Below are 21280 nucleotides of genomic sequence, written 5' to 3' on the forward strand. Positions count from 1 at the left end.
CCTTGTCCGCCCTCCTCCTGGGCACCGCCCTGGCCCTGGCCGCCGCGCCCACGCTGGCCGAGAAACCCCCGCACGCTGGCGGCGGCAAACACGGCCAGTCCGAGGAGAAACACAAAGGCGGCAAACCCCACAAGGGCGATGACCGCGGCGACCGTGGCGATCGCGACGGCGGCACCCGGTATGTCCGTCCCGACGGCGACCGGACGAACCTCTCGGTGAACGTGCAGATCGGCGGCTACTTCACCGACACGCAGCGCCGCGCCGCCGTCGAGTACTACGAGCCCCGCTGGCGCGCCGGCCACTGCCCGCCCGGCCTGGCCAAGAAGCACAACGGCTGCATGCCCCCCGGCCAGGCCAAGAAGTGGCACCGCGGCGCGCCCCTGCCGCGCGACGTCGTCTACTACCCCGTGCCAGACGCCATTTCCATCCGCCTGGGCGTGCCGCCGGCGGGCCACAAGTACGTGCGCGTGGCCACCGACATCCTGCTCATCGCCATCGGCACCGGCATCGTGGTCGACGCCATCGAAGACCTGGGCCGGCTGTGAAGCCCGCGCTGGCCGCCGCGGCGCTGCTGATGTCCGCCGCGGCCGGGCTCGCGCAGGAACGCGGCGACGCAGCCCCCACCGCCGAGCCGGCCCCGGCATCGGCGCCGCCGGCACCGCGCGACGACCTGGCCTTGCAGGCCAGCCGCGACTACCTCATCGGCGCGGCCATCGGCTCCTCGGCCAACCCGCTGGGCACCGCCGAGCAGAAGCTCTCGCTGGGCGGCATCTGGGCCTTTCAACTCGGGCGCTGGCGCTTCGCCAGTTCCGGTGCCAGCGCCCTGCTCAACCAGGGCCGCGAGACCGTGGACAGCGGCGTGAGCACCCAGCTCGCGCGCGGCGACAGGCTCACGCTCAACACCTCGCTCTCGATCGACGAGGGCCGCGACTGGCGCGACGAGAAGGACCCGCGCTACCACGGCCTGGGCAAGGTGCGCGCCACCGTGCGCGGCCGGCTCACCCTGGGCCTGACGCTCAGCGAGCACTGGAGCCTGACCAGCCGGGCCTCGCAGGACCTGCTGGGCCGCGACGGCGGGCTGCGCCTGGACACGGGCCTGAACTACCGCCACCGCCTTTCGCGCGACACGCACTGGGACCTGTCCTTCGGTGCCGGCTGGGCCAACGGCACGTTCCGCCAGACGCACTACGGCATCGGCCCCGAGGGCGCCGCGGCCACCGGACTGCCCGCCTACGCCATCGGCTCGGGCTGGGACAGCCTGTCGCTGGGCTGGCGCCTCACCTCCGCCATCAACCGGCACTGGGTGGGCTACGCGGGCCTGGGCGTGGCGCAGCTGCAGGGCGCCGCGCGGCGCAGCCCGCTGGCCACGCGGCCCACCACCTTCAGCGCGGGCCTGGGGCTGGCCTACCGCAACCGATGAGACGGCAGGGCTTCAAGCGCCACCGGCCTCAGAGCAGGCGCTTGAGGTAACGCCCCGTGTGGCTGGCCGGGTTCGCGGCCACGGCTTCCGGCGTGCCCTGCGCCACCACGGTGCCGCCGCCGGTGCCGCCCTCGGGGCCCATGTCGATCACCCAGTCGGCGGTTTTGATGACGTCCAGGTTGTGCTCGATCACCACGATGGTGTTGCCGGCGTCGCGCAGCTGGTGCAGCACCTTGAGCAGCAGCTCGATGTCGGCGAAGTGCAGGCCGGTGGTGGGCTCGTCCAGGATGTAGAGCGTGCGCCCGGTGTCGCGCTTGGACAGCTCCAGCGCGAGCTTGACGCGCTGCGCCTCGCCACCCGACAGGGTGGTGGCGGCCTGCCCGAGCTGGATGTAGGACAGGCCCACGTCCAGCAGGGTCTGCAGCTTGCGCGCCAGTGTGGGCACGGCGCCGAAGAAGGCGTGCGCCTGCTCCACCGTGAGCTCCAGGATCTGCGCGATGTTCTTGCCCTTGTAGAGCACCTCCAGCGTCTCGCGGTTGTAGCGCTGGCCGTGGCAGACCTCGCAGGGCACGTAGACGTCGGGCAGGAAGTGCATCTCGACCTTGACCACGCCGTCGCCCTGGCAGGCCTCGCAGCGCCCGCCGGCCACGTTGAAGCTGAAGCGGCCCGGGCCGTAGCCGCGCTCGCGCGCGGCCGGCACCTCGGCCATCAGCTCGCGGATGCCGGTGAACAGGCCGGTGTAGGTGGCCGGGTTGCTGCGCGGCGTGCGGCCGATGGGCGACTGATCGACGTTGATGACCTTGTCGAAGTGCTCCAGGCCCTCGATGGCCTCGTGCGGCGCCGGCTCGTCGTGCGAGCGGTAGATGGCGCGCGCCACGGCGGCGTAGAGCGTGTCGTTGACCAGCGTGGACTTGCCCGAGCCCGAGACCCCGGTGACGCAGGTGAACAGACCGACCGGGAAGTCCACCGAGACACCGCGCAGGTTGTGGCCCTTGGCACCGAGCACGCGGATCGCCTGGCCGCCGTCGGCGGCCGAGGCCGGCGGCACGGCCGCCGCGCGGCCCCTGGCGCTCGGGAAGCGCGGCTTGACCGGTTCGGCCGGCACGGTGGCCACGCGCGCCGGCTGCCAGGGCGTGCGCCGGGCCGGCACCTCGATGCGGCGCGTGCCGCCCAGGTACTGGCCGGTGAGCGACTCGGGCACCGCGACCACGTCCTCGCAGCGGCCCTGGGCCATCACGCGCCCGCCGTGCACGCCGGCGCCCGGACCCATGTCGATGACGTGGTCGGCGGCGCGGATCATGTCCTCGTCGTGCTCGACCACGAGCACGGTGTTGCCCAGGTCGCGCAGGTGCTGCAGGGTGCCGATCAGGCGGTCGTTGTCGCGCTGGTGCAGGCCGATGCTGGGCTCGTCAAGCACGTACATCACGCCGGTGAGGCCGCTGCCGATCTGGCTGGCCAGGCGGATGCGCTGGGCCTCGCCGCCCGAGAGCGTGTCGGCGCTGCGGTCCAGGCTGAGGTAGTTCAGGCCCACGTCGTTGAGGAAGCTCAGGCGCTGGCGGATTTCGTGCACCACGCGGCCCGCGATCTCGCCCTTGGCGCCGCTCAGCGCGAGCGAGGCGAACCAGCGCAGGGCCTCGCCCAGCGTGACGTGGCCAATCTCGAAGATGGCGCGGCGCTGCGCGCCCTCGCCCACGAAGACGTGGCGCGCCTCGCGGCGCAGGCGCGCGCCGCCGCACTCCGGGCAGGGCCGCGTGGCGCGGCAGCGCGCGAGTTCCTCGCGCACGGTGGCGCTGTCGGTCTCGCGCCAGCGCCGCTCGAAGTTGCGCACGATGCCCTCGAAGGCGTGCTTCTTGTTCACGCGCTTGTTCGCGCGCTCGCCGCCGTCCAGCGCGTACTGGAAGCGGATCTCCTCGTCGCCCGAGCCGAACAGCAGCACCTGGCGCACCGCCTCGGGCAGCGACTCCCAGGGCGTGTCCACGTCGAAGCCGTAGTGCGCGGCCAGGCTCTCGACCAGCGAGAAGTAGTGGCCGTTGCGCCGGTCCCAGCCTTTGATGGCGCCGCTGGCCAGGCTGAGCGATGGGAAGGCGACGATGCGCGCGGGATCGAAGAACTCGGTGTGGCCCAGGCCGTCGCAGGTGGGGCAGGCGCCCAGGGGCGAGTTGAAGGAGAACAGTCGCGGCTCGAGTTCGGCCACGGTGTAGTGGCACACCGGACAGGAGAAACGCGCCGAGTGCGCGCGTTCCTCGCCCGAGTCCATGTCGAGCGTGAGGGCGCGGCCGTCGGCCAGGCGCAGCGCGGCCTCGAAGCTCTCGGCCAGGCGCTGGCGCTGCGTATGGGTGCCGGCGGCGTCGGCCTCGGCGCGCACCTTCAGGCGGTCGATCACGACGTCGATGTCGTGCTTGTCGTTCTTCTTCAGCGCCGGCAGGGCCTCGGCCTCCACCACCGCGCCATCGACGCGAAAGCGCACGTAGCCGCGCGCCTGCATGTCGGCGAACAGCTCGGCGAACTCGCCCTTGCGCGCGCGCGCCACGGGCGCCAGCACCATCAGCCGCGTGCCCTCGGGCAAGGCCAGGGTGGCGTCCACCATCTGGGCCACGCTCTGCGCGGCCAGCGGCAGGTCGTGGTCGGGGCAGTGCGGCGTGCCGGCGCGCGCGTAGAGCAGGCGCAGGTAGTCGTGGATCTCGGTCACCGTGCCCACGGTGGAGCGCGGGTTGTGGCTGGTGGCCTTCTGCTCGATGGCGATGGCCGGCGCCAGGCCTTCGATCAGGTCCACGTCGGGCTTGTCCATCAGCTGCAGGAACTGGCGCGCGTAGGCCGACAGGCTTTCCACGTAGCGGCGCTGCCCTTCGGCGTAGAGCGTGTCGAAGGCCAGGCTGGACTTGCCCGAGCCCGACAGCCCCGTGATCACCACCAGCCGGTGCTTGGGGATGTCGAGGTCGATGTTCTTGAGGTTGTGCGTGCGCGCGCCGCGCACCGACAGCGTGGCGCCGCGCAGGCGCATGGCATCGCCGAGGTAGCGGGCGTCGGCGTCGGCCACCTTGGGTGGGGCGGCGGCATCGCCCGGGCTCAGGTCGGTGGGCGGCATATCGGCGGGCGGGATCGGGTTCAAGGCGCGGTTCGTGCAGGGCAACCGGGCATGATAAACCGCAGCGCATTCGCGCCCCGGACCGCCTAGCCCGGGGCGGCCAGGCCCCAGTCGGCCAGCGCGTCCTCCCCGCCACCGCCCCGCGGCACCGGCGGCCCCGCCACGGCGCCGGGCGTGCGCGAGAAGCGGGGCACGGGCGCCGGCTGCAGCACGCCGTCGAGCTCGAGCAGGCTGCCGCGTGCCCGCAGGTGGGCGTTGCGCGTGGCCTCGGCGATCGACAGCACCGGCGACACGCAGGCCTCGGTGCCTTCGAACACCTTCACCCAGTGCTCGCGCGGGTGCTGGGCGAACAGGGCCGCCAGGCGCGCGCGCATCGCGGGCCAGGCGCTGCGGTCGTGCTGCGGCGGCAGCGCGTCCGGCGACAGACCCAGGCCCTTGAGCAGCGCCGCGTAGAAGCGCGGCTCCAGGGCGCCCACCGCCACCGCCTGGCCGTCCGAGGTGGCGTAGCAGCCGTAGAAGTGCGCGCCGCCATCGAGCGCGTTCGCCTCGCGCTGATCGCGCCAGGCGCCGCTTTGCCAGCGGCCGATGACGGGCGCCAGCAGGGCCAGCGAGCCATCGACCATGGCGGCGTCCACCACCTGGCCCTGGCCGCTGGCGCGCGTTTCGTGCAGCGCGGCCAGCACGCCGAAGGCCAGCACCAGGGCGCCGCCGCCAAAGTCGCCCACCAGGTTGAGCGGCACGGCCGGCGGCCCGTCGCGCGGACCGATGGCGTGCAGCACGCCGGTGGTGGCGATGTAGTTGATGTCGTGGCCCACCGTGTCGGCCAAGGGACCGTGCTGGCCCCAGCCCGTCATGCGGCCATAGACCAGCCTCGGGTTGCGCGCCAGGCATTCGTCGGGCCCCAGGCCCAGGCGCTCCATCACGCCGGGGCGCATGCCCTCCAGAAGGATGTCGGCCCGCTCGGCGAGGCACAGCGCGCGCTCGACGCCGGCCGGTTCCTTCAGATCGATGACCACGGAGCGGCGCCCGCGCGCGCTCAGCTCGAAGCGCGGGTCGCGCGGCACACCGAGCTCGGGCGCCGCCGGCCGGTCCACCCGCAACACGTCGGCGCCCAGGTCGGACAACAGCATGGCGGCCAGCGGCACCGGGCCGATCGCCTCGATCTCCAACACGCGCAGGCCGGCCAGCGGGCCTTGCCGCGTCATGGCGGGCACTCCCCAGGCGCGTGGGCGAACGGTCGAAGGCAAGGGGTCGGGGGCATGGCACGGCCGGTGTGAAGCGCCCATCAGGCCACCGCCCTGGCGCGGGCGCAAGGCGCCGTTTCGCACATCGAAACACCGTCTCGACTCGGCCTGCCCTGCGCCGCATGATGCCGCGCAAAGGCCCGCACCATGAACCACCCGACTCTCTTCGGCGACCACTTCCTGCACCGACTGACCAGCGACGAACAGGCCATGGTCCAGCGCGTGCGCGGGCTCTGCCGCGACACCCTGGGCCCCCAGGCCGCCGAGGTGGCCCGCCAGGACGTGTTCGCCTGGGACCACTTCCGCCTGCTCGCCCGCGAGGGCATCGTGGCCACCGCCTTTCCGCGCGCCTATGGCGGCAGCGACGCGCGACAGCAGCTGCGCATCCGGATCATCGAAGAGCTGGGGCGCGTGTGCAGCACCTCGGCCTCGCTCATCACGGGCACCGACCTGTCGACGCGCGCCATCGTGGCCGGCGCCAGCGAGGCCCTGAAGCAGCAGCTGGTGCCCGGCCTGTGCACCGGCGAACTGCAGGCCGCCTTCGGCCTGACGGAACCCGAGGCCGGCTCCGACGTGCGCGGCCTCAAGACCGTGTTCCGGCGCACGCCCGGCGGCTACAGCATCACCGGCCGCAAGAAGTTCATCACCCGCGCCAGCACCGCCGACTGGTTCGTCATCGTGGGCTGCGCCGAGGACGAGCCCTCGACCTTTCTTGCCGCGCTGGTGCCGCGCGACGCGCCCGGTTTCACCATCAGCCCCGACGTGGGCAAGCTGGGCTGGTACGGCGTGCCCATCGCCTCCCTCAGCTTGACCCAGGTGGCCGTGCCGGCCTCGCACCGCCTGGGCGCCGAGGGCGAGGGCTTCAGCCTGGCGCAGGACGCCCTGCTGCGCGCGCGCATCGGCCACGCCGCCATGGCCCTGGGCCGCGCGATCGGCGCGGTGGAGATCGCCGCCGCCTACGCCGTCGACCGCAGCGTGTTCGGCAAGACCCTGGGCGAACACCAGGGCGTGCAATGGATGCTGGCCGACATGGCGACGCAGATCGAGGCCTCGCGCGCGCTGCTGTCCCTGGTGGCCGAGAAGTACGACCGCGGCGACGCCGACGTCGCCACCTACGCCTCCATGGCCAAGCTGCAGGCCACCGACCTGTGCATGAAAGTCGTCACCGACGCGCTGCAGCTCACCGGCGGGCGCGGCTACCTGCAGGACTTCCCCCTGGAGCGCTTCTTCCGCGACGCCAAGCTCAACCAGATCGGCGAAGGCTCCAGCGAGGTGCACAAGACCGTGATCGGGCGGGACTGGGTGCGCCGCGCGCGCGGCGCCGAACGCAACCCCTGCCTGCACGAAGGCTCCCTGGTGGACTACTGATCAAAGCCAAGACGAGAGGTCAATCAACGATGCCCAGCGCCCACACCGCCATCCCCCCGCGCTTTCGCGCCGTTCGCACCCATATGGTGGACGGCCGCGCCGAGAGCCGCCTGGAAGAACTCACGCTGGACGATCTCAGCCCCGGCGAGGTGGTCATTCGCAACCGCTACGCGGGCGTGAACTTCAAGGACTGCCTGTCGCTGCACGGCAAGGCCAAGATCATCAGCGGCTTCCCCCGCGTGGCCGGCATCGAGCTGGTGGGCGACGTCCTGCGCTCGGACGCCGCCGCGTTCGCCCCGGGCCAGACGGTGCTGGTGCACGGTTTCCAGACCGGCATCGCCTTCGACGGCGGCTTCTCGGAGATCGTGCGCGTGCCCGCGGCCCACGTGCAGGCCCTGCCCGCCGGCCTGACGGCCCTGGAGTGCGCCGCGCTCGGCGTGCCGGCCTTCACCGCGGCCATGGCGCTGGAGCGCTTCCAGATGGAGGGCCTGCGGCCGGACTCGGGGCCCGTGGCGATCACCGGCGCGGGCGGCGCCGTGGCCCTGAGCGCGCTGGGCATCCTGGCGCGCACGGGCCACCGGGCGGTCGCGATCACGCGCCGCATGGAACAGGCCGAGGCGCTGCGCGCCGCCGGCGCCAGCGAGGTGCTCGACGCGGGCCAGATCCTGGCCGCGCCCCCGCGCGCGCTGGAGAAGGCGCAGTTCGCGGCGGCCATCGACAACGTCGGCGGCCCCCTGCTGGCCTGGCTGCTGCGCTCCACCCAGGACCAGGGCTGCGTGGCCTGCGTGGGCAACGCCGCCAGCAACAGCTTCGACGGCAGCGTGCTGCCCTTCATCATGCGGGCCGTCAAGCTCGTGGGCATCGTGGCCAACGCGCCCTGGGAGCAGCGCCACCGCCTGTGGGCGCGCCTGGGCGGCGACTGGAAACCCGACTTCGACCGCCTGACCCCGCAGCTCGGCTTCATCGGCCTGGACGAGCTGCTGTCTTTCAGCGAGGCGCAGCTGGCGGGCCGCAACTCGGGCCGCGCCCTGCTGCGTTTCGAAGGAGCCTGATCCCCATGAGCACCCCCACCACCCGCCCGCGCGGCAGGTACTTCGACGAGTTCGCGCTTGGCGACCGTTTCCAGACCGCGCGGCGCACCATCACGCAGGCCGACATCGTCAACTTCGCCGGTGTCTCGGGCGACTTCAACGCCCCGCACATGGACCACGAGTTCTGTCGCACGCAGCCCTATGGCGAGCCCATCGCCCACGGCCCGCTGGTCTTCGCGGTGTCCACCGGGCTGCTCTGCCAGTCGGGCCTGAACGACGGCACGCTGGTGGCCATGCTGGGCATCGACAAGTGGCGCATCCACGCGCCGGTGAAAGCCGGCGACACCGTGCACCTGGTGATGGAAGTGATCGAGACCCACCCCACCAGCAAGGGCGACCGCGGCGTGGTGGGCTTTCGGCGCGAGATCGTGAACCAGCACGGCACCGCCGTGCACACCATGGAGGTGCAGTGCATGTACCTCCGCGACCCGGAGCGCGCACCGGCCAGCTGAAGAACGGGCGCGGTGCGCCACCGCGCCCCCGGAGGGCGCCTCAGATCACGCCCTGCGCCCGCAGCCGCTCCAGCTCCTCGGCGCCAATCCCCAGCGCGCCGTACACCTCGGCGTTGTGCTCACCCACCGACGGCCCGGTGCGCGGCACGTTCATCTCACGTCCCACCACGCGCGGTACCACGCAGGGCGCGGGCAGGCTGCCGAAGTCCGGGTCCGGCAGGCGCACGATGGCGCCGCGCGCGATGAAGTGCGGGTCCTGTTCGATGTCCTCGATGGTGTAAGCCTTGCTGAAGGGCAGGCCCGCCTGTTCGAGGCGGCTGGCGAGCTCGGCGTAGTCGTGGCGGGCAAACCACTCGCTCAGGCGCTGGTCCAGCGCCACCAGGTTCTGCACACGCGCCGGGTTGGTGTTGAAGCGCGGGTCGCTGGCCAGCTCGGGCTCGCCGATGGCCTCGCACAGGCGCGCGAAGATCGCGTTCGACGAGGCCACGAGCGAGAAGAACTGGCCGTCACGGCTGCGGTACATGTTGGACGGCGCCGTGTAGCTGGCGCGGTTGCCCTCGGGCCGGCGCACCTGGCCCAGCCGCTCGTGCTCCACCGGCAGGCAATCGAGCAGCCGGAACAGCGCCTCCGTGGCCGCCAGGTCCACTTCCACGCCCTTGGCGTTCGGGTCACCGCGCAGGCGCACCATCTCCGACGCGATGGAGAAGGCGCAGAACAGGCCCGCCACGGCATCGCCGACCGGGAAGTTGCTGTGCAGCGGCGGCCCGCCGGCCTCGCCGGTCAGGTTGGTGAAGCCGCTCATGGCCTCGAAGATGCGCGCGTAGCCGGGCCGCGCCTTGTACGGCCCGGTCTGGCCGAAGCCGGTGAGCCGCACCACCACCAGGCGCGGGTTGGCCGCGTGCAAGGTGGCGATGTCCAGGCCCCAGCGGTCCAGCGTGCCGCTGCGGAAGTTCTCCACCAGCACGTCGAAGCGCGGGAGCAGGGACAGGAACAGCTCGCGCCCGCGCGCCTGGCGCACGTCCAGCGTGATGCCGCGCTTGCCGCGGTTGGCCACTTTCCACCACAGCGGCACGCCGTCCTGCACCGGCTGCAGGCCGCGCAGGGCGTCGCTGCCATCGGGCAGTTCCAGCTTCACGACCTCGGCGCCATGGTCGGCGCACAGGGTCGCCCCCATGGGGGCCGCCAGCACGGTGGCCATGTCGAGGATGCGCACGCCCGCGAGGGCGCCTGCTGAGCTGGGGGTCGGGGTCACGGTGAGGTCCTTGAGTCTGCGGCCGCGGTCGGCCGCGCCACGCCGTTGTGCCAGAGCCTTTCGCTGCCCACAATCGATGTTTCGCACAGCGAAACAGCCGTTTACCCCGTCTTTCGAAGTACCCATCATGGCCACCAAGCAAGCGAAACGCCGCATGACCTCGATCACCCTCCCCGGCCTCGTCGATCCCCACGACCTCGCGGAGGACCGCCAGTTCTCCATGAACCTGGCGCGTGGCCTCAACGTGCTGCGCGCCTTCACGGTGGCGGATCCGGTGCTGGGCAACCGCGAGATCGCCGAACGCACCGGCCTGCCCAAACCCACGGTCTCGCGGCTCACCTACACGCTCACGCTGCTGGGCTACCTCACGCGCGATCCCGCGCTGCAGAAGTACCGCCTGGGCAGCGGTGTCTTGTCCCTGAGCCATCCCGTGCTCGCCGGCGCCCAGGTGCGCCAGGTGGCGCGGCCCTTCATGGAGCAGCTGGCGCGCGCGACCGGCTGTTCGGTGAACCTCGGCATGCGCGACCGCGCCGACGTCGTGTACCTGGATGCCGTGCGCGCCGACAAGGCCAACTACCACTGGCCGGACATCGGCAGCACCCGCCCGCTGCTGGCCTCGGCCATGGGCCGCGCGCTCATCCAGAGCCTGCCCAAGCCGGAGCAGACGGCGATCCTGAACTACCTCAAGGTGCACGACCGCGAGATGTACGACAAGCACCGCGCGGCCTGGGAGGCCGACCAGAAGCTGTTCGCCGCCCACGGCTTCTGCCACTCGCGCGGCGACTGGCGCAAGGACGTCCATGCCATCGCCGCGCCCATCCGCCTGCCCGCCCGCGAGCAGCCGGTGGCCATGAACTGCACGCTCATCGGCTACAGCCTGCCCAAGGACAAGCTCTCGCGCGAGGTGGCTCCCCTGCTGCTGGAAGCGGTGCGCCAGATCGAGCTCGCCTACGGCGTTCGCGCCACCAACTGAGAACCCGACCCCATGATCCGAGACCCCGACGCCTTTTCGACGCTGCTCGCCGAAGTCCGTCGCTTCGTGCGCGACGAGTGCATCCCTGCCGAAGCGGACGTCGACCGCGAGGACCGCATCCCCGAGCCGCTGGTGGAGCGCATGCGCGCCCTCGGGCTGTTCGGCCACAGCATCCCCGAAGCCTATGGCGGCGCCGGCCTCACGAGCGAGGAGCTGTCGCTGGTCAACATCGAGGTCTCGCAGTGCGCAACCGCCTTTCGCGCCCGCTTCGGCGGCAACACCGGCATCGCCTCGGAGTCGCTGGTGGTGGACGGCACCGAAGAACAGCGGCGCCAGTACCTGCCGCGGCTGGCCAGCGGGCAACTGACCGGCTGCTTCGCGCTCACCGAACCCGAGGCGGGATCGGACGCGACCGCGCAGAAGACCGTGGCCGTTCGCGATGGCGGCGACTACCTGATCTCGGGGCGCAAGTGCTTCATCACCAACGCGCCCCTGGCCAACCTGTTCACCGTGTTCGCGCGCACCGACCCGCAGGGCAAGGGCGCCCGCGGCATCACCGCCTTCCTGGTCGAGCGCGGCGCGCCGGGCCTGTCGACGCCCGAGGCCTACCGCAAGATGGGCCAGCACGGCTCGCCCGTGGGTGAGGTGGTGCTGGAGCGGGTGCGCGTGCCGGCCAGCGCCATCGTCGGCGGCCCCGAGATGGAAGGGCAGGGTTTCCGCACCGCGATGCGCGCCCTGAACAAGCAGCGCATCAACCTGGCGGGCCTGTGCATCGGCCCGGCCATCCGCCTGGTCGACGAGATGGTCGCGCGCGCGGCCAGCCGCCGCCAGTTCGGCCAGGCCATCGCCGAGTTCCAGCTGGTGCAGCAAATGATCGCGCAGAGCAACACCGAGGTACACGCCGCGCGCGCCCTGCTGCTGGAGACCGCGCGCAAACGCGACGACGGCCTCGACGTGACCATGGAAGCCTCGATGTGCAAGCTGTTCGCCAGCGAGATGTGCGGGCGCGTCGCCGACCGGGCCGTGCAGGTGTTCGGCGGCCAGGGCTACATCAACGACAACGTGGCGGAGCGCTTCTACCGCGACGTGCGCCTGTTCCGGCTGTACGAAGGCACGAGCCAGATACACCTGACCAATATTGCCAAGCGGACCATGGCCATGGCCGCGACCGATTGACCCCACCACAACCAGGAGACAAACATGACCCTCAGCCGCCGCACCCTGCTGGCCAGCGCCGCCAGCGCACTGGCCTTGGCCACCGCGCCGTCCTTCGCCCAGGACAGCTTCCCCAACAAGCCGGTGCGCATCATCGTGCCCTTCTCGGCGGGCGGCATCGTGGACTCGATCGCGCGCGCCATCGCGGACAAGCTGTCCGCGCGCTACCCGCAGCCCGTGATCGTGGAGAACAAGACCGGCGCGGGCGGCTCCATCGGCACCGACTTCGTGGCCAAGTCGAACCCGGACGGCTACACCCTGCTGCTGGTCAGCCCGGGCTACGCCGTGATCCCCAGCCTGCAGAAGAACGTCACATGGAACCCGGTGCGCGACTTCCGCTCCGTGGCCGGTATCGGGGTGGTGCCCAACGTCATCGTGGTGCACCCGAGCGTGGCGGCGAACACCTTGCCGGAACTGATCGACCTGGCCAAGAAGAGCAGCGCGCCGGTGACCTATGCCACCGCCGGCATCGGCACCTCCAACCACCTGGCCGGCGAGCTGCTCGCGCAGGAGGCCGGCATCAAGCTGACGCATGTGCCGTACAAGGGCCAGCCCGACGCCCTGAACGACCTGCTCGCGGGCCGCGTGAGCATGATGCCGCTGACGGCGGCGCTGGCCATGCAGCACGTGAAGGCAGGCAAGCTGCGCGCCCTGGCGGTGACCACCGCGAAACACGCCAGCGCCGCGCCCGACCTGCCCACCGTGGCCGAGGCCGCCAAGCTGCCCAACTACGACGTTGGCACCTGGTTCGGCCTGGTGGCCCCGGCCAAGGTGCCCGAGCCCGTCATGCGCAAGCTGTCCGCCGACGTGGCGGCCGTGCTGGCCACGCCCGACATGAAGGCCAAGTTCGAGGGCATGGGCATGGAGTTCGCGCCGCAGAGCGGCGCCGACTTCGACGCCCTCGTGAGCAGCGAATTCACCCGCTGGGGCCGCGTCATCAAGCAAGCCGGCATCGAACCCCAGTGATGGCGCTGCGCACCCCGATCTGCGAGCGCCTGGGCGTTCGCCACCCGATCTTCGGCTTCTCGCACTCCGTCGACGTCGTGGTGGCCATCGCCCAGGCCGGGGGTTTCCCGGTGCTCGGCCTGGCGCGCGAGCTGCCGCACGAGATCCCGCACATCCTGCAAGAGGTGCAGCGGCGCATGGGCGACATGCCCTACGGCATCGACCTCATGCTGCCCAGCCGCGTGCCGCAGGCCGCCAGCATCGACGAGCTGCGCGAGGCGCTGCCGGCCGAGCACCGGGACTTCGTGCAGGGGCTGCGCGAACGCTTCGACGTGAAGCCGCCGGTGAAGCCCAGCTTCTTCACCACGCAGGTGCGATCCGAGGCGCTGTTCAACGAACAGATCGAGGCCGTGCTGGCGTCCAACTGCCGCGGCGTGGCCACCGCCATCGGCCTGCGCGCCGATCTCATCGAACGGGCCAAGGCGCGCGGCAAGCTCACCTTCTCGCTGGTGGGTTCGGTGCGCCACGCGCGCAAGGCCATGGAGATGGGCGTCGAGGTGCTGGTGGCTCAGGGCTACGACGCCGGCGGCCACACCGGCCCGGTCGGCACGCTGTCGCTGCTGCCGCAGGTCATCGCCGTGGCCGAGGACCGGCCGGTGCTGGCCGCTGGCGGTATCGGCACCGGCGAGCAGGTGCTGGGCACCATCGCCATGGGCGCGCAGGGCGCCTGGCTGGGCACGCTGTGGATGGCGGCGCGCGAGAACCACACGCCGGCGGCGCTGCTGCAGCGGCTCGTGGACAGCGCGAGCGAGGACACCCTGATCACGCGCGCGCACAGCGGCAAGCCCTGCCGCGTGGTGCGCAGCGAATGGATCGACGCCTGGCAGCAAGCCGGCGCGCCGCGGCCGCTGGACATGCCGCTGCAGCAGGTGCTGACCGGCGACGTGTTCGCCTCCATGCACGAGCACGGCGATCCGCGCCTGATCTACGAGGCCGCCGGCCAAAGCGTGTTCGCCATCCAGGGCGAGACCACGGTGGCCGAGCAGATGGCCGGCCTGGTGGAGGGCATGGAGCGGGCCTGGAGCCGCCTTGAGCGCCTCGCGGCCTGATCTGCGCGCGCTGCTGGCGCCGCGCTCCGTCGCCGTCATCGGCGCCTCCACCGAGTCCAACAAGGTCGGCGGCATGCCGATCCGGCTGCTGCTGCGGCACGGCTACACGGGCGCGATCTACCCGGTGCACCGCACGGCCCCGCAGATCCAGGGCCAACGCGCCTTCGCCTCGCTCGATGCGATCGGCGCGCCGGTGGACCTGGCCCTCGTCGCGGTGCCCGCCGCCGCCTGCGACGACGCCATGGACCAGCTGGTGCGCACGGGCGCGCGCGCCGCGATCGTCTTCAGCTCCGGCTTCGCCGAGGTGTCGGCGGACGGGGCGCGCCTGCAGCAGCGCCTGGGCGAGCGGGCGCGCGAGGCGGGCATCGCCCTGCTGGGCCCCAACTGCCTGGGGGCCATGAATTTCCACGAGCGCCTGTTCGCGACCTTCTCGCCCGTCGTGCTGGCCGACGCGCCCGCCGGCGGCAACGTGGCCCTGGTCAGCCAGAGCGGCGCCTTCGGCGGCTACGCCTACACGCTCGCGCGGCGGGCCGGCGTGGACATCGGCCACTGGATCACCACCGGCAACGAAGCCGGTGTGCAGGTGGCCGACGCGATCGACTGGCTGGTGCGCGAGCCGCGCTGCGGCGCCATCCTGGTGTACCTGGAAGGTGCGCGCGACCTGGGCCGCCTGCGCGAGGCCCTGCTGGCCGCGCGCGCGGCGGGCAAGCCGGTGACGGTGGTCAAGGTGGGCCACACGCCGGCCGGCGCCCGCGCCGCCCGGCTGCACACGGGCAGCGACACCGGCGATGCCGAGGTCTACCGGGACCTGTTCGAGGCCTGCGGCGCGCGCCAGGTCTCGCGCATCGGCGAGCTGTTCGGCGACGCGGCCCGACCCGGCCCGGCGGCCTCCCCCGCAAGCGGCCAGGCCATTGCCCTGTTCAGCATCTCGGGCGGGGTGGGCATCATGATGGCGGACCGCGCCGAAGAGCTGGGCCTGCGCCTGCCGCCGCTGCCCGACGCCGCGGCGCAGCGGCTGAAGCAGGCCATCCCCTTCGCGTCCACCCTGAACCCGATCGACGTGACGGGGCAGGTCTTCGCGCAGCCGGCCGTGCTGGTGCGGTCGCTGCACGACGCGGCCACCTGCGGCCAGTACCGCGCGCTCGCCGTGTTCCTCGCGGCCGCGGCCCAGGCGCCGGGCGTGTGGCCGCTGCTGCAGGCAGGCATCGCGCGGCTGCGCGCCGAGCCGGCGGCGGCGCGGCTCGTCCTCAGCGGCATCCTCGGCGCCGATCAGCAGGCCTGGCTGCGCGCGCAGGGCTGTGAGGTGTTCGACGAACCCGCCCGGGCCGTGGAAGCGGCGGCGGCCTGAACCGGCGCCGGCGCGCGGGGCCGAATCCGGCCCGCCGCCGGCCCGCCAGCGCCGATCACGGACAATGCAGGGTTGGCCTGTCGACCCCCCTGTCCGCCTTGACCGCTTCGCGCACCGCCCCCTCCCCTTCCGCCCCGCCTGTCGATCAGCACCGCATGACGTCCGGCGAACGCCGCGCGAGCGCGGCGCTGGCCGCCATCTACGCCCTGCGCATGCTGGGCCTGTTCATCGTGCTGCCGGTGTTCGCACTGGAAGCGCGGCGCTACCCCGGCGGCGACGACCCGGCCCTGATCGGCCTGGCCATGGGCATGTACGGCCTCACCCAGGCCTTCCTTCAGGTGCCGCTGGGCATGGCCTCGGACCGCTTCGGCCGCAAGCCGGTGATCCTGCTGGGGCTGGCGGTCTTTGCCGCCGGCAGCGCGCTCGCGGCCTGGGCGCCGTCGGTGCAGTGGCTGCTGGCGGCCCGCGCGCTGCAAGGCGCGGGCGCCATTTCGGCGGCCGTCACCGCCCTGCTGGCCGACCTCACGCGCGACACCGTGCGCACCAAGGCCATGGCCCTGGTGGGCATCAGCATCGCGCTGATGTTCGCGCTGTCCCTGGTGGCCGCGCCGGCGCTGGTGCCGCATGTCGGCCTGTCGGGCCTGTTCCTGATGACGCTGGCGCTGAGCCTGGCGGCCATGGCGGTGGTGGCCTGGGTGGTGCCGCCCGAGCCGGCCCGGCAGGCGCACGCGCCGCGCGCCAGCCTGCGCGAGGTCCTGGGCCAACGCGACCTGCTGCGCGTGAATGCCGGGGTGTTCGCGCTGCACGCGGCGCAGATCATGACCTGGCTGTCCGTGCCGGCCCTGCTGGTGCAGGCCGGGCTGGACCCGGCGCGGCATTGGCAGGCCTATCTGCCGGCGCTGGTGGTCTCGCTGCTGATCGTGGGCGGCTTCCTGTTCCGACTGGAGCGGCGCGGCCATTTCCGCGCCGTCTACCTCGGCACCATCGCCTTGCTCGGGCTGGTGCAGCTGGGGTTTCTCGCGCAATTCCACCAGCCCAGCCTGCCGCTGCTGGGGGTGCTGCTGTGCCTGTACTTCGTGGGCTTCAACACCCAGGAGGCCAGCCAACCCAGCCTGGCCTCCCGGCTGGCCGCGCCCCATCAGCGAGGCACCGCGCTGGGGGTCTTCAACACGCTGATGTCGCTCGGCATCTTTGTCGGCGGCTCGCTGGGGGGCCTGGTGTCGCGCGCCTGGGGCGCGCCGGGCGTTTTTGGCGCCAGCGCCGCGGTCCTCGCCCTCTGGCTGCTGATCGCCTGGGGGATGCGCCCCAGCGCGGCCGCGCGCTGATCAGCGCGGCGGCTCGGGCAAGGGGCCGGGCTCGCTGGGGGGCTCCCCGTCGGGCGGGGCACCGCCTGGCCGCTGCGCGTCGGGGTTCGGCTGCGTGGCCGGCTCGCTGGACAGATCCGAGTCCGGCACCGCGGCGGGCGCCGCGCGCGGGCGCAGCTTGCGCACCATCATCCCGGCCAGCGCGGAGTACAGCGGCCGGCTGATCAGGCGCGCGACCAGACTGGCGAGCATGGCCGACGCCATCAGGCTCAGCACCATGGAGCGGCCGTTGATCATCTCCATCACGATGATGAAGGACGTGAGCGGGGCCTGCGTGGTGGCGGCCAGAAAGCCCGCCATGCCGAGCGCGATCAGGCTGGGTGCCAGCAGGCGGGCGTTGTCGCCGCCCAGCAGCATGGCGATGTCGTGGCCGATGCCGCCGCCGATCGACAGGGAGGGCGCGAAGATGCCGCCGGGCACGCCGCTCCACGAGGTCAGCCAGGTGGCGACCAGCTTGAGCAGCACGTACAAGGGTGAGGTCTCGGCCTCGCCGGCGAGCATGAGTCGAACCTGTTCCGCGCCCGCGCCGAACGTGGCGCCGCCGGTGACGAGGCCGATCACCGCCACCCCCATGCCGGCCACCGCGGCGAATCGCACCGGATAGCGCCGTCGGTAGGCGCTGACGCGGTCGGGCAGGCCTTGCAGCGACGCTGCCAGCAAGCGGCTGAACAGGCCGCCGAGCACGCCGCACACCAGCGCCACCAGCAGGCCCGGCCAGAAGGCCTGCCAGCTCAGGCGCGGCACCTCGATCGAGCCGAAGTAGGTGAGGTTGCCGAACACCGAGATCGCCACCAGACCCGCCACCACGATGGCGGCGATGATGAGCCCGTTGTTGCGCGACTCCATCTTCTTCGACAGCTCTTCGATCGCGAAGACGACGCCGGCCAGCGGCGCGTTGAATGCCGCGGCCATGCCGGCGGCGCCGCCAGCCACCAGCAAGGCGTGCTCTCCCATCGCCGACCCGGGACGCAGCCACCGGCGCGCATCGTGCATGACCCCGGCGGCCACCTGCACCGAAGGCCCTTCCCGCCCCGCCGACAGGCCCGCCAGCAGCCCCGCGACACCCAGCACGATCTTGGCGAAGGTCAGCCTCAGCGACACCAGGCCCGCGCGCATGCCGGGCGTGATGCCGGGGTCCAGGGCCGCCATGACCTGCGGGATGCCCGACCCGCCCGCGCCCGGCGCGAAGCGGCGCGTGCACCACACGATCAGGGCCGTGAGGCAGGGCGTCCACACCAGCACGGCCCACGGCGCGCGCCCGTGCAGGTGCTTGAACAGCTCGAAGGCCGCCTCGCTGAGCCAGGTGAAGGCCACCACGAACAGCCCGGCGACCACGGCATAGGCGAGCACCACGCTGCGGTCGACCCAGGCCCTCAAATCGGAAAATTCATCCTGCAGGTTCTGGAAGAAGTCGGGCTCGCGCTGTCTCATGAAGACCGATTATTCCCTTCGCGGCAAATCACACCGGCGTGCCCGGGTGCATGCGGCACAATCCTCCGGCCGGCCGCGTGCCACATGCGGCCCCAACCGACACGCAAGGAATTCCCATGGCATCCGTCAACAAAGTCATCCTCGTGGGCAACTGCGGCCGCGACGCCGAGATCCGCTACCTGCCCTCCGGCCAGGCCGTGGCCAACGTGAGCATCGCCACCTCCAGCCGCCGCAAGGACCGCAACACCGGCGAGACCGTGGAAGAGACGCAGTGGCACCGCGTGACCTTCTACGACCGCCTCGCCGAAATCGCGGGCGAGTACGTCAAGAAGGGCCGCCCGCTGTACGTCGAAGGGCGCCTGAAGTACGGCAAGTACACCGACCAGGGCGGCGTCGAGCGCAACACCGTGGACATCATCGCGACCGAGATGCAGTTGCTCGGCGGCCGTGAAGGCATGGGCGGTGGCGACGACGGCGGCGCCCCGCCGCGCGCCGCCGCCGCGCCCCGAGCGGCGGCGCCCACCAGCCGCCCGGCCCCGTCGCCGCGCCCCGCCCCCGCACCGGTGCGCCAGCCCACGGGCTTCGACGACATGGACGACGACATCCCTTTCTGAATTCGCGCAAACCGCGTAATCTGACCCACCGCAACGGTGGGTTTTTTTTGGCCGCACGGCCCCGACGGCTCGAAAAAATTGATTCTTATGAAGTAAAAATATCTGAAATCTGTTGACCAATTGATTATTCTCGGCGGGGTTTTAACCGTTCATCTCAAGAGGTTCTCATGGTCCGGGTTGTTGTTGCTGAAGACCACGCACTCGTTCGCCAAGGCATCGGCATGCTGCTGCAGTCCGCTGGCGACTTTGATCTGGTGGCCGAAACGGCCAAGGGCAGCGATGTCGAGCTGCTGGTGCAGTTCCACAAGCCCGACCTGCTGCTGCTCGACCTGGCCTTGTCGGACAGCTCGGGCGTCGAGGTGGCGCGACGCGTGCGGCGCGTGGCCCCCAACCTGCGCATCCTGGTCGTCACGGGCAACGTCTACCCGGGATCGGTGGCCAATGCCTTCGGAGCCGGGGTCAACGGCTTCGTGCTGAAGCACGAACAGGGCGCCGAACTGCTCGACGCGATCCGCGCCGTCATGGAGGGTCGGCGCTACATCAGCCCGCAGGTGGCCAAGGGCCTGGACAGCTCCGCCAACAAGCGGCCCAACGCCCAGGGCCTGCCGCAGACCCTCACGCAGCGCGAGCAGCAGATCGTGCGCATGATCGCGCGCGGCGGCACCAACCAGGAAATCGCCGACGCGCTGCACATCAGCGTGCTCACGGCGCGCAAGCACCGGCAGAACGTGATGCTCAAGCTGGGCCTGCACAACGGCGCGGAGATCGCGGCCTACGCGATGCAGTCGGGGCTCATGGAAGCCCCCGACGTCGGCTCCAATCTCTGAGCATCCGCGCCCGCGTTTTCAGAGGGACAACCGGGTCGCCGGGACCCGTGTGAACGAGCGAAAAATCAAAATAGTGCTCGCGCATTATTGAGACCGACGCCCCGCGTCCGGATACTGAAGTCCATGTTGAACGCGCGTGCAGCCACCCCCCGACAAACGCACGAACGCTCACTCACCAACGAGGTGGAACCATGAGACAAGCACTGGCCAACGGCGTGATGCAGCGACTCGGCATCCGGAGCACGACCCGAATGAACGACGAACCGATGGACTCGGACATTGACTCGGAAATCATGCCCACCACCATCGCCGCCGACTACGAGACCCTCATCAACGAGTGCTTCCAGGTCCTGGGGCTGACAGCCGAGGTCGTGCGCGTCAGCGTGCGGCCCGTGGGCTTCAGCCCCGCAGGCGTGGAGATCTACGCCGCCTTCATCAAGGTGCTGCGCTGGGAGCCGAACGTGATCCAGATGCTGAACCGCCTGCCGTACTTCGAGAAGAAGGTCGACAAGCGCATCCGGCTCAGCAACCTGACGCGCTACAGCGGTTTCGCGGGCCTGTGGTTCCGCACGCCCGCGACGGTTGAAGGGTTTGCCACCGCGGTGCATTGAATCGGCCGGCGGCCCATGCACCGAGCCGTTCATGCCTTCGGGCGTGAACGGCTTTTTTTATGCCCCTCCCCACTTTTTCCTCAGCGCTCGAGCGGCAGCTGCCACATCAGGCCGCCCGTCAGCGCGCACAAGGCGCCACGCGCGGCGGCCCGCCGCGCCTCGGCCGCGAGCCAGGCGTCCATGCTCGCCATTTCGGCCAGGCAGGCGCCGGCCACGCCCGACAGGCTGCCTCGACCCATGCGCCAACCGGACTCGGCCTGGCCCCGCGCCACGCGCGCGGCGCGGGCCCGTGCCTCGGCCTCTTGGCAGCGCCGGTGCGCGGCCATGTACCGACACGAGGCCACGTCGACCTCGTCGGAAGGGCCGCCCCCCGCCTCGCGCACCTGGGCCTGCATGAGCACCTGCCCAGCGAGCGGGGTCAATGCGGGCGCCTGTGCCACGGCGTGCGACAGCTGAGTGGGCAACAGATGGGTCACGCCGGTGAAGTGGTGGCCCGCGTCGCGCCACTCGCCCAAGGCCTGGGCCGCCCGGGCCCACACCGCCTCGAGGTGCGGTTGGAGGGCCTCGCGCTCATCCGGTCGCAGGCGGCGCGCCCGCTCGCGTCCATCGGCCAATTGCATGAGTTGCTCGATGCGTTGCTGACCGTCGAGCGCGAGGGTCAGGCGCTGTCGCGCCGCGATCAAGCGGGCGCAGGCATCGACCGCCGCGATCGTGCGCTGGCGTGCGTCGGCCGCATCGGCGGCCAGGCGGGCCACGTGGTTCAGGACGGCGCCGACCGGCAGCGCGCCTGGCGAGACGGCCACCCGCGGTGGCGTGCCGGACGGTGGGGGAAAACGCGGGGTGGAACCGGCTGCGTGCACGCTCATCCTCCTTGCAGATCAGACCCCTTGAGTCTTGGCGCGCGAGCGACCCGATTCAATAATGCGCGGGA

Annotated in this window: 19 protein-coding genes; 14 read left to right on the forward strand and 5 right to left on the reverse strand. The window is 71.7% G+C overall.

What is annotated here, in order from left to right:
* Nucleotides 1-2: 2 nt before the first annotated feature.
* A complete protein-coding gene (locus tag SOM08_RS19425; RefSeq protein WP_245980995.1) occupies nt 3-545 on the forward strand; it encodes an RcnB family protein in 543 nt (180 codons plus the stop codon).
* Complete coding sequence (locus SOM08_RS19430; RefSeq protein WP_322469545.1) at nt 542-1420, forward strand: MipA/OmpV family protein; 879 nt, start codon at nt 542-544, stop codon at nt 1418-1420. The genes SOM08_RS19425 and SOM08_RS19430 overlap by 4 nt, the downstream gene beginning before the upstream one ends.
* 28 nt (nt 1421-1448) lie before the next feature.
* Here the strand turns inward: SOM08_RS19430 and uvrA are convergent, their stop codons facing one another.
* Entirely contained in the window at nt 1449-4505 is a 3057-nt protein-coding gene (uvrA, locus tag SOM08_RS19435; RefSeq protein ID WP_416187023.1) for an excinuclease ABC subunit UvrA, read from the reverse strand.
* Between the two features lie 86 nt (nt 4506-4591).
* Nucleotides 4592-5710, reverse strand: a complete 1119-nt coding sequence (locus SOM08_RS19440; RefSeq protein ID WP_116959675.1) for a CaiB/BaiF CoA transferase family protein — start codon at nt 5708-5710, stop codon at nt 4592-4594.
* Between the two features lie 186 nt (nt 5711-5896).
* On the opposite strand from SOM08_RS19440, the gene SOM08_RS19445 reads away from it, so the two are divergent.
* The 3 genes from SOM08_RS19445 to SOM08_RS19455 are packed head-to-tail and all read left to right on the forward strand — an operon-like array spanning nt 5897 to nt 8660.
* Complete coding sequence (locus tag SOM08_RS19445) at nt 5897-7117, forward strand: acyl-CoA dehydrogenase family protein (protein ID WP_322469546.1); 1221 nt, start codon at nt 5897-5899, stop codon at nt 7115-7117.
* A 29-nt stretch (nt 7118-7146) separates the two neighbouring features.
* Nucleotides 7147-8169 carry a YhdH/YhfP family quinone oxidoreductase gene (locus tag SOM08_RS19450; protein ID WP_181936505.1) on the forward strand — a complete coding sequence of 341 codons (1023 nt, stop codon included), beginning with the start codon at nt 7147-7149 and terminating at the stop codon, nt 8167-8169.
* A gap of 5 nt (nt 8170-8174) precedes the next feature.
* Complete coding sequence (locus SOM08_RS19455) at nt 8175-8660, forward strand: MaoC/PaaZ C-terminal domain-containing protein (RefSeq protein WP_116959673.1); 486 nt, start codon at nt 8175-8177, stop codon at nt 8658-8660.
* A gap of 40 nt (nt 8661-8700) precedes the next feature.
* Here SOM08_RS19455 and SOM08_RS19460 read toward each other — a convergent pair whose 3' ends face one another.
* On the reverse strand, nt 8701-9858 hold the full coding sequence (locus SOM08_RS19460) for a CaiB/BaiF CoA transferase family protein (protein ID WP_245981018.1): 1158 nt from the start codon (nt 9856-9858) through the stop codon (nt 8701-8703).
* A 181-nt stretch (nt 9859-10039) separates the two neighbouring features.
* On the opposite strand from SOM08_RS19460, the gene SOM08_RS19465 reads away from it, so the two are divergent.
* The 6 genes from SOM08_RS19465 (at nt 10040) to SOM08_RS19490 (ending at nt 16827) form a co-directional block, all read left to right on the forward strand.
* Entirely contained in the window at nt 10040-10885 is an 846-nt protein-coding gene (locus SOM08_RS19465) for an IclR family transcriptional regulator (RefSeq protein ID WP_416186973.1), read from the forward strand.
* A 12-nt stretch (nt 10886-10897) separates the two neighbouring features.
* Nucleotides 10898-12061, forward strand: a complete 1164-nt coding sequence (locus tag SOM08_RS19470; RefSeq protein ID WP_322469547.1) for an acyl-CoA dehydrogenase family protein — start codon at nt 10898-10900, stop codon at nt 12059-12061.
* 24 nt (nt 12062-12085) lie between these two features.
* Nucleotides 12086-13066, forward strand: a complete 981-nt coding sequence (locus tag SOM08_RS19475) for a tripartite tricarboxylate transporter substrate binding protein (protein WP_116959670.1) — start codon at nt 12086-12088, stop codon at nt 13064-13066.
* Nucleotides 13066-14154 (forward strand): NAD(P)H-dependent flavin oxidoreductase, encoded by a 1089-nt coding sequence (locus tag SOM08_RS19480; RefSeq protein WP_245980994.1) that lies wholly within the window; start codon nt 13066-13068, stop codon nt 14152-14154. Before SOM08_RS19475 ends, SOM08_RS19480 begins: the two co-directional genes overlap by 1 nt.
* Nucleotides 14135-15502 carry a CoA-binding protein gene (locus tag SOM08_RS19485; RefSeq protein ID WP_322469548.1) on the forward strand — a complete coding sequence of 456 codons (1368 nt, stop codon included), beginning with the start codon at nt 14135-14137 and terminating at the stop codon, nt 15500-15502. Before SOM08_RS19480 ends, SOM08_RS19485 begins: the two co-directional genes overlap by 20 nt.
* A gap of 155 nt (nt 15503-15657) precedes the next feature.
* Nucleotides 15658-16827 (forward strand): MFS transporter, encoded by a 1170-nt coding sequence (locus SOM08_RS19490; RefSeq protein ID WP_116959667.1) that lies wholly within the window; start codon nt 15658-15660, stop codon nt 16825-16827.
* Here the strand turns inward: SOM08_RS19490 and SOM08_RS19495 are convergent, their stop codons facing one another.
* Nucleotides 16828-18297, reverse strand: coding sequence for a chloride channel protein (locus SOM08_RS19495; protein WP_116959666.1), 1470 nt, complete (start codon nt 18295-18297; stop codon nt 16828-16830). It abuts the gene before it with no gap.
* A gap of 116 nt (nt 18298-18413) precedes the next feature.
* On the opposite strand from SOM08_RS19495, the gene ssb reads away from it, so the two are divergent.
* The 3 genes from ssb (at nt 18414) to SOM08_RS19510 (ending at nt 20349) form a co-directional block, all read left to right on the forward strand.
* On the forward strand, nt 18414-18911 hold the full coding sequence (gene ssb / locus SOM08_RS19500; RefSeq protein ID WP_322469549.1) for a single-stranded DNA-binding protein: 498 nt from the start codon (nt 18414-18416) through the stop codon (nt 18909-18911).
* 221 nt (nt 18912-19132) lie between these two features.
* On the forward strand, nt 19133-19738 hold the full coding sequence (locus SOM08_RS19505; RefSeq protein ID WP_239478182.1) for a LuxR C-terminal-related transcriptional regulator: 606 nt from the start codon (nt 19133-19135) through the stop codon (nt 19736-19738).
* A 251-nt stretch (nt 19739-19989) separates the two neighbouring features.
* Nucleotides 19990-20349, forward strand: coding sequence for a hypothetical protein (locus tag SOM08_RS19510; protein WP_116959664.1), 360 nt, complete (start codon nt 19990-19992; stop codon nt 20347-20349).
* Nucleotides 20350-20429: 80 nt separating this feature from the next.
* Here SOM08_RS19510 and SOM08_RS19515 read toward each other — a convergent pair whose 3' ends face one another.
* Nucleotides 20430-21209 carry a hypothetical protein gene (locus SOM08_RS19515; protein ID WP_322469550.1) on the reverse strand — a complete coding sequence of 260 codons (780 nt, stop codon included), beginning with the start codon at nt 21207-21209 and terminating at the stop codon, nt 20430-20432.
* Nucleotides 21210-21280 lie beyond the last annotated feature (71 nt).

Origin of the sequence: Hydrogenophaga sp. SNF1 (assembly GCF_034421675.1) — a bacterium.
Taxonomy (GTDB): domain Bacteria; phylum Pseudomonadota; class Gammaproteobacteria; order Burkholderiales; family Burkholderiaceae_C; genus Hydrogenophaga; species Hydrogenophaga borbori.

Excerpts from the sequence above, each read along its gene's own strand:
- SOM08_RS19465 (WP_416186973.1), top strand. The coding sequence starts at position 10,040 with ATGGCCACCAAGCAAGCGAAACGCCGCATGACCTCGATCACCCTCCCC.
- SOM08_RS19450 (WP_181936505.1), top strand. The coding sequence starts at position 7,147 with ATGCCCAGCGCCCACACCGCCATCCCCCCGCGCTTTCGCGCCGTTCGC.
- uvrA (WP_416187023.1), bottom strand. The coding sequence starts at position 4,505 with ATGCCGCCCACCGACCTGAGCCCGGGCGATGCCGCCGCCCCACCCAAG.
- SOM08_RS19445 (WP_322469546.1), top strand. The coding sequence starts at position 5,897 with ATGAACCACCCGACTCTCTTCGGCGACCACTTCCTGCACCGACTGACC.
- SOM08_RS19460 (WP_245981018.1), bottom strand. The coding sequence starts at position 9,858 with ATGGCCACCGTGCTGGCGGCCCCCATGGGGGCGACCCTGTGCGCCGAC.
- SOM08_RS19495 (WP_116959666.1), bottom strand. The coding sequence starts at position 18,297 with ATGAGACAGCGCGAGCCCGACTTCTTCCAGAACCTGCAGGATGAATTT.
- SOM08_RS19505 (WP_239478182.1), top strand. The coding sequence starts at position 19,133 with ATGCTGCTGCAGTCCGCTGGCGACTTTGATCTGGTGGCCGAAACGGCC.
- SOM08_RS19490 (WP_116959667.1), top strand. The coding sequence starts at position 15,658 with ATGACGTCCGGCGAACGCCGCGCGAGCGCGGCGCTGGCCGCCATCTAC.
- SOM08_RS19455 (WP_116959673.1), top strand. The coding sequence starts at position 8,175 with ATGAGCACCCCCACCACCCGCCCGCGCGGCAGGTACTTCGACGAGTTC.
- SOM08_RS19510 (WP_116959664.1), top strand. The coding sequence starts at position 19,990 with ATGAACGACGAACCGATGGACTCGGACATTGACTCGGAAATCATGCCC.
- SOM08_RS19475 (WP_116959670.1), top strand. The coding sequence starts at position 12,086 with ATGACCCTCAGCCGCCGCACCCTGCTGGCCAGCGCCGCCAGCGCACTG.
- ssb (WP_322469549.1), top strand. The coding sequence starts at position 18,414 with ATGGCATCCGTCAACAAAGTCATCCTCGTGGGCAACTGCGGCCGCGAC.
- SOM08_RS19470 (WP_322469547.1), top strand. The coding sequence starts at position 10,898 with ATGATCCGAGACCCCGACGCCTTTTCGACGCTGCTCGCCGAAGTCCGT.
- SOM08_RS19480 (WP_245980994.1), top strand. The coding sequence starts at position 13,066 with ATGGCGCTGCGCACCCCGATCTGCGAGCGCCTGGGCGTTCGCCACCCG.
- SOM08_RS19440 (WP_116959675.1), bottom strand. The coding sequence starts at position 5,710 with ATGACGCGGCAAGGCCCGCTGGCCGGCCTGCGCGTGTTGGAGATCGAG.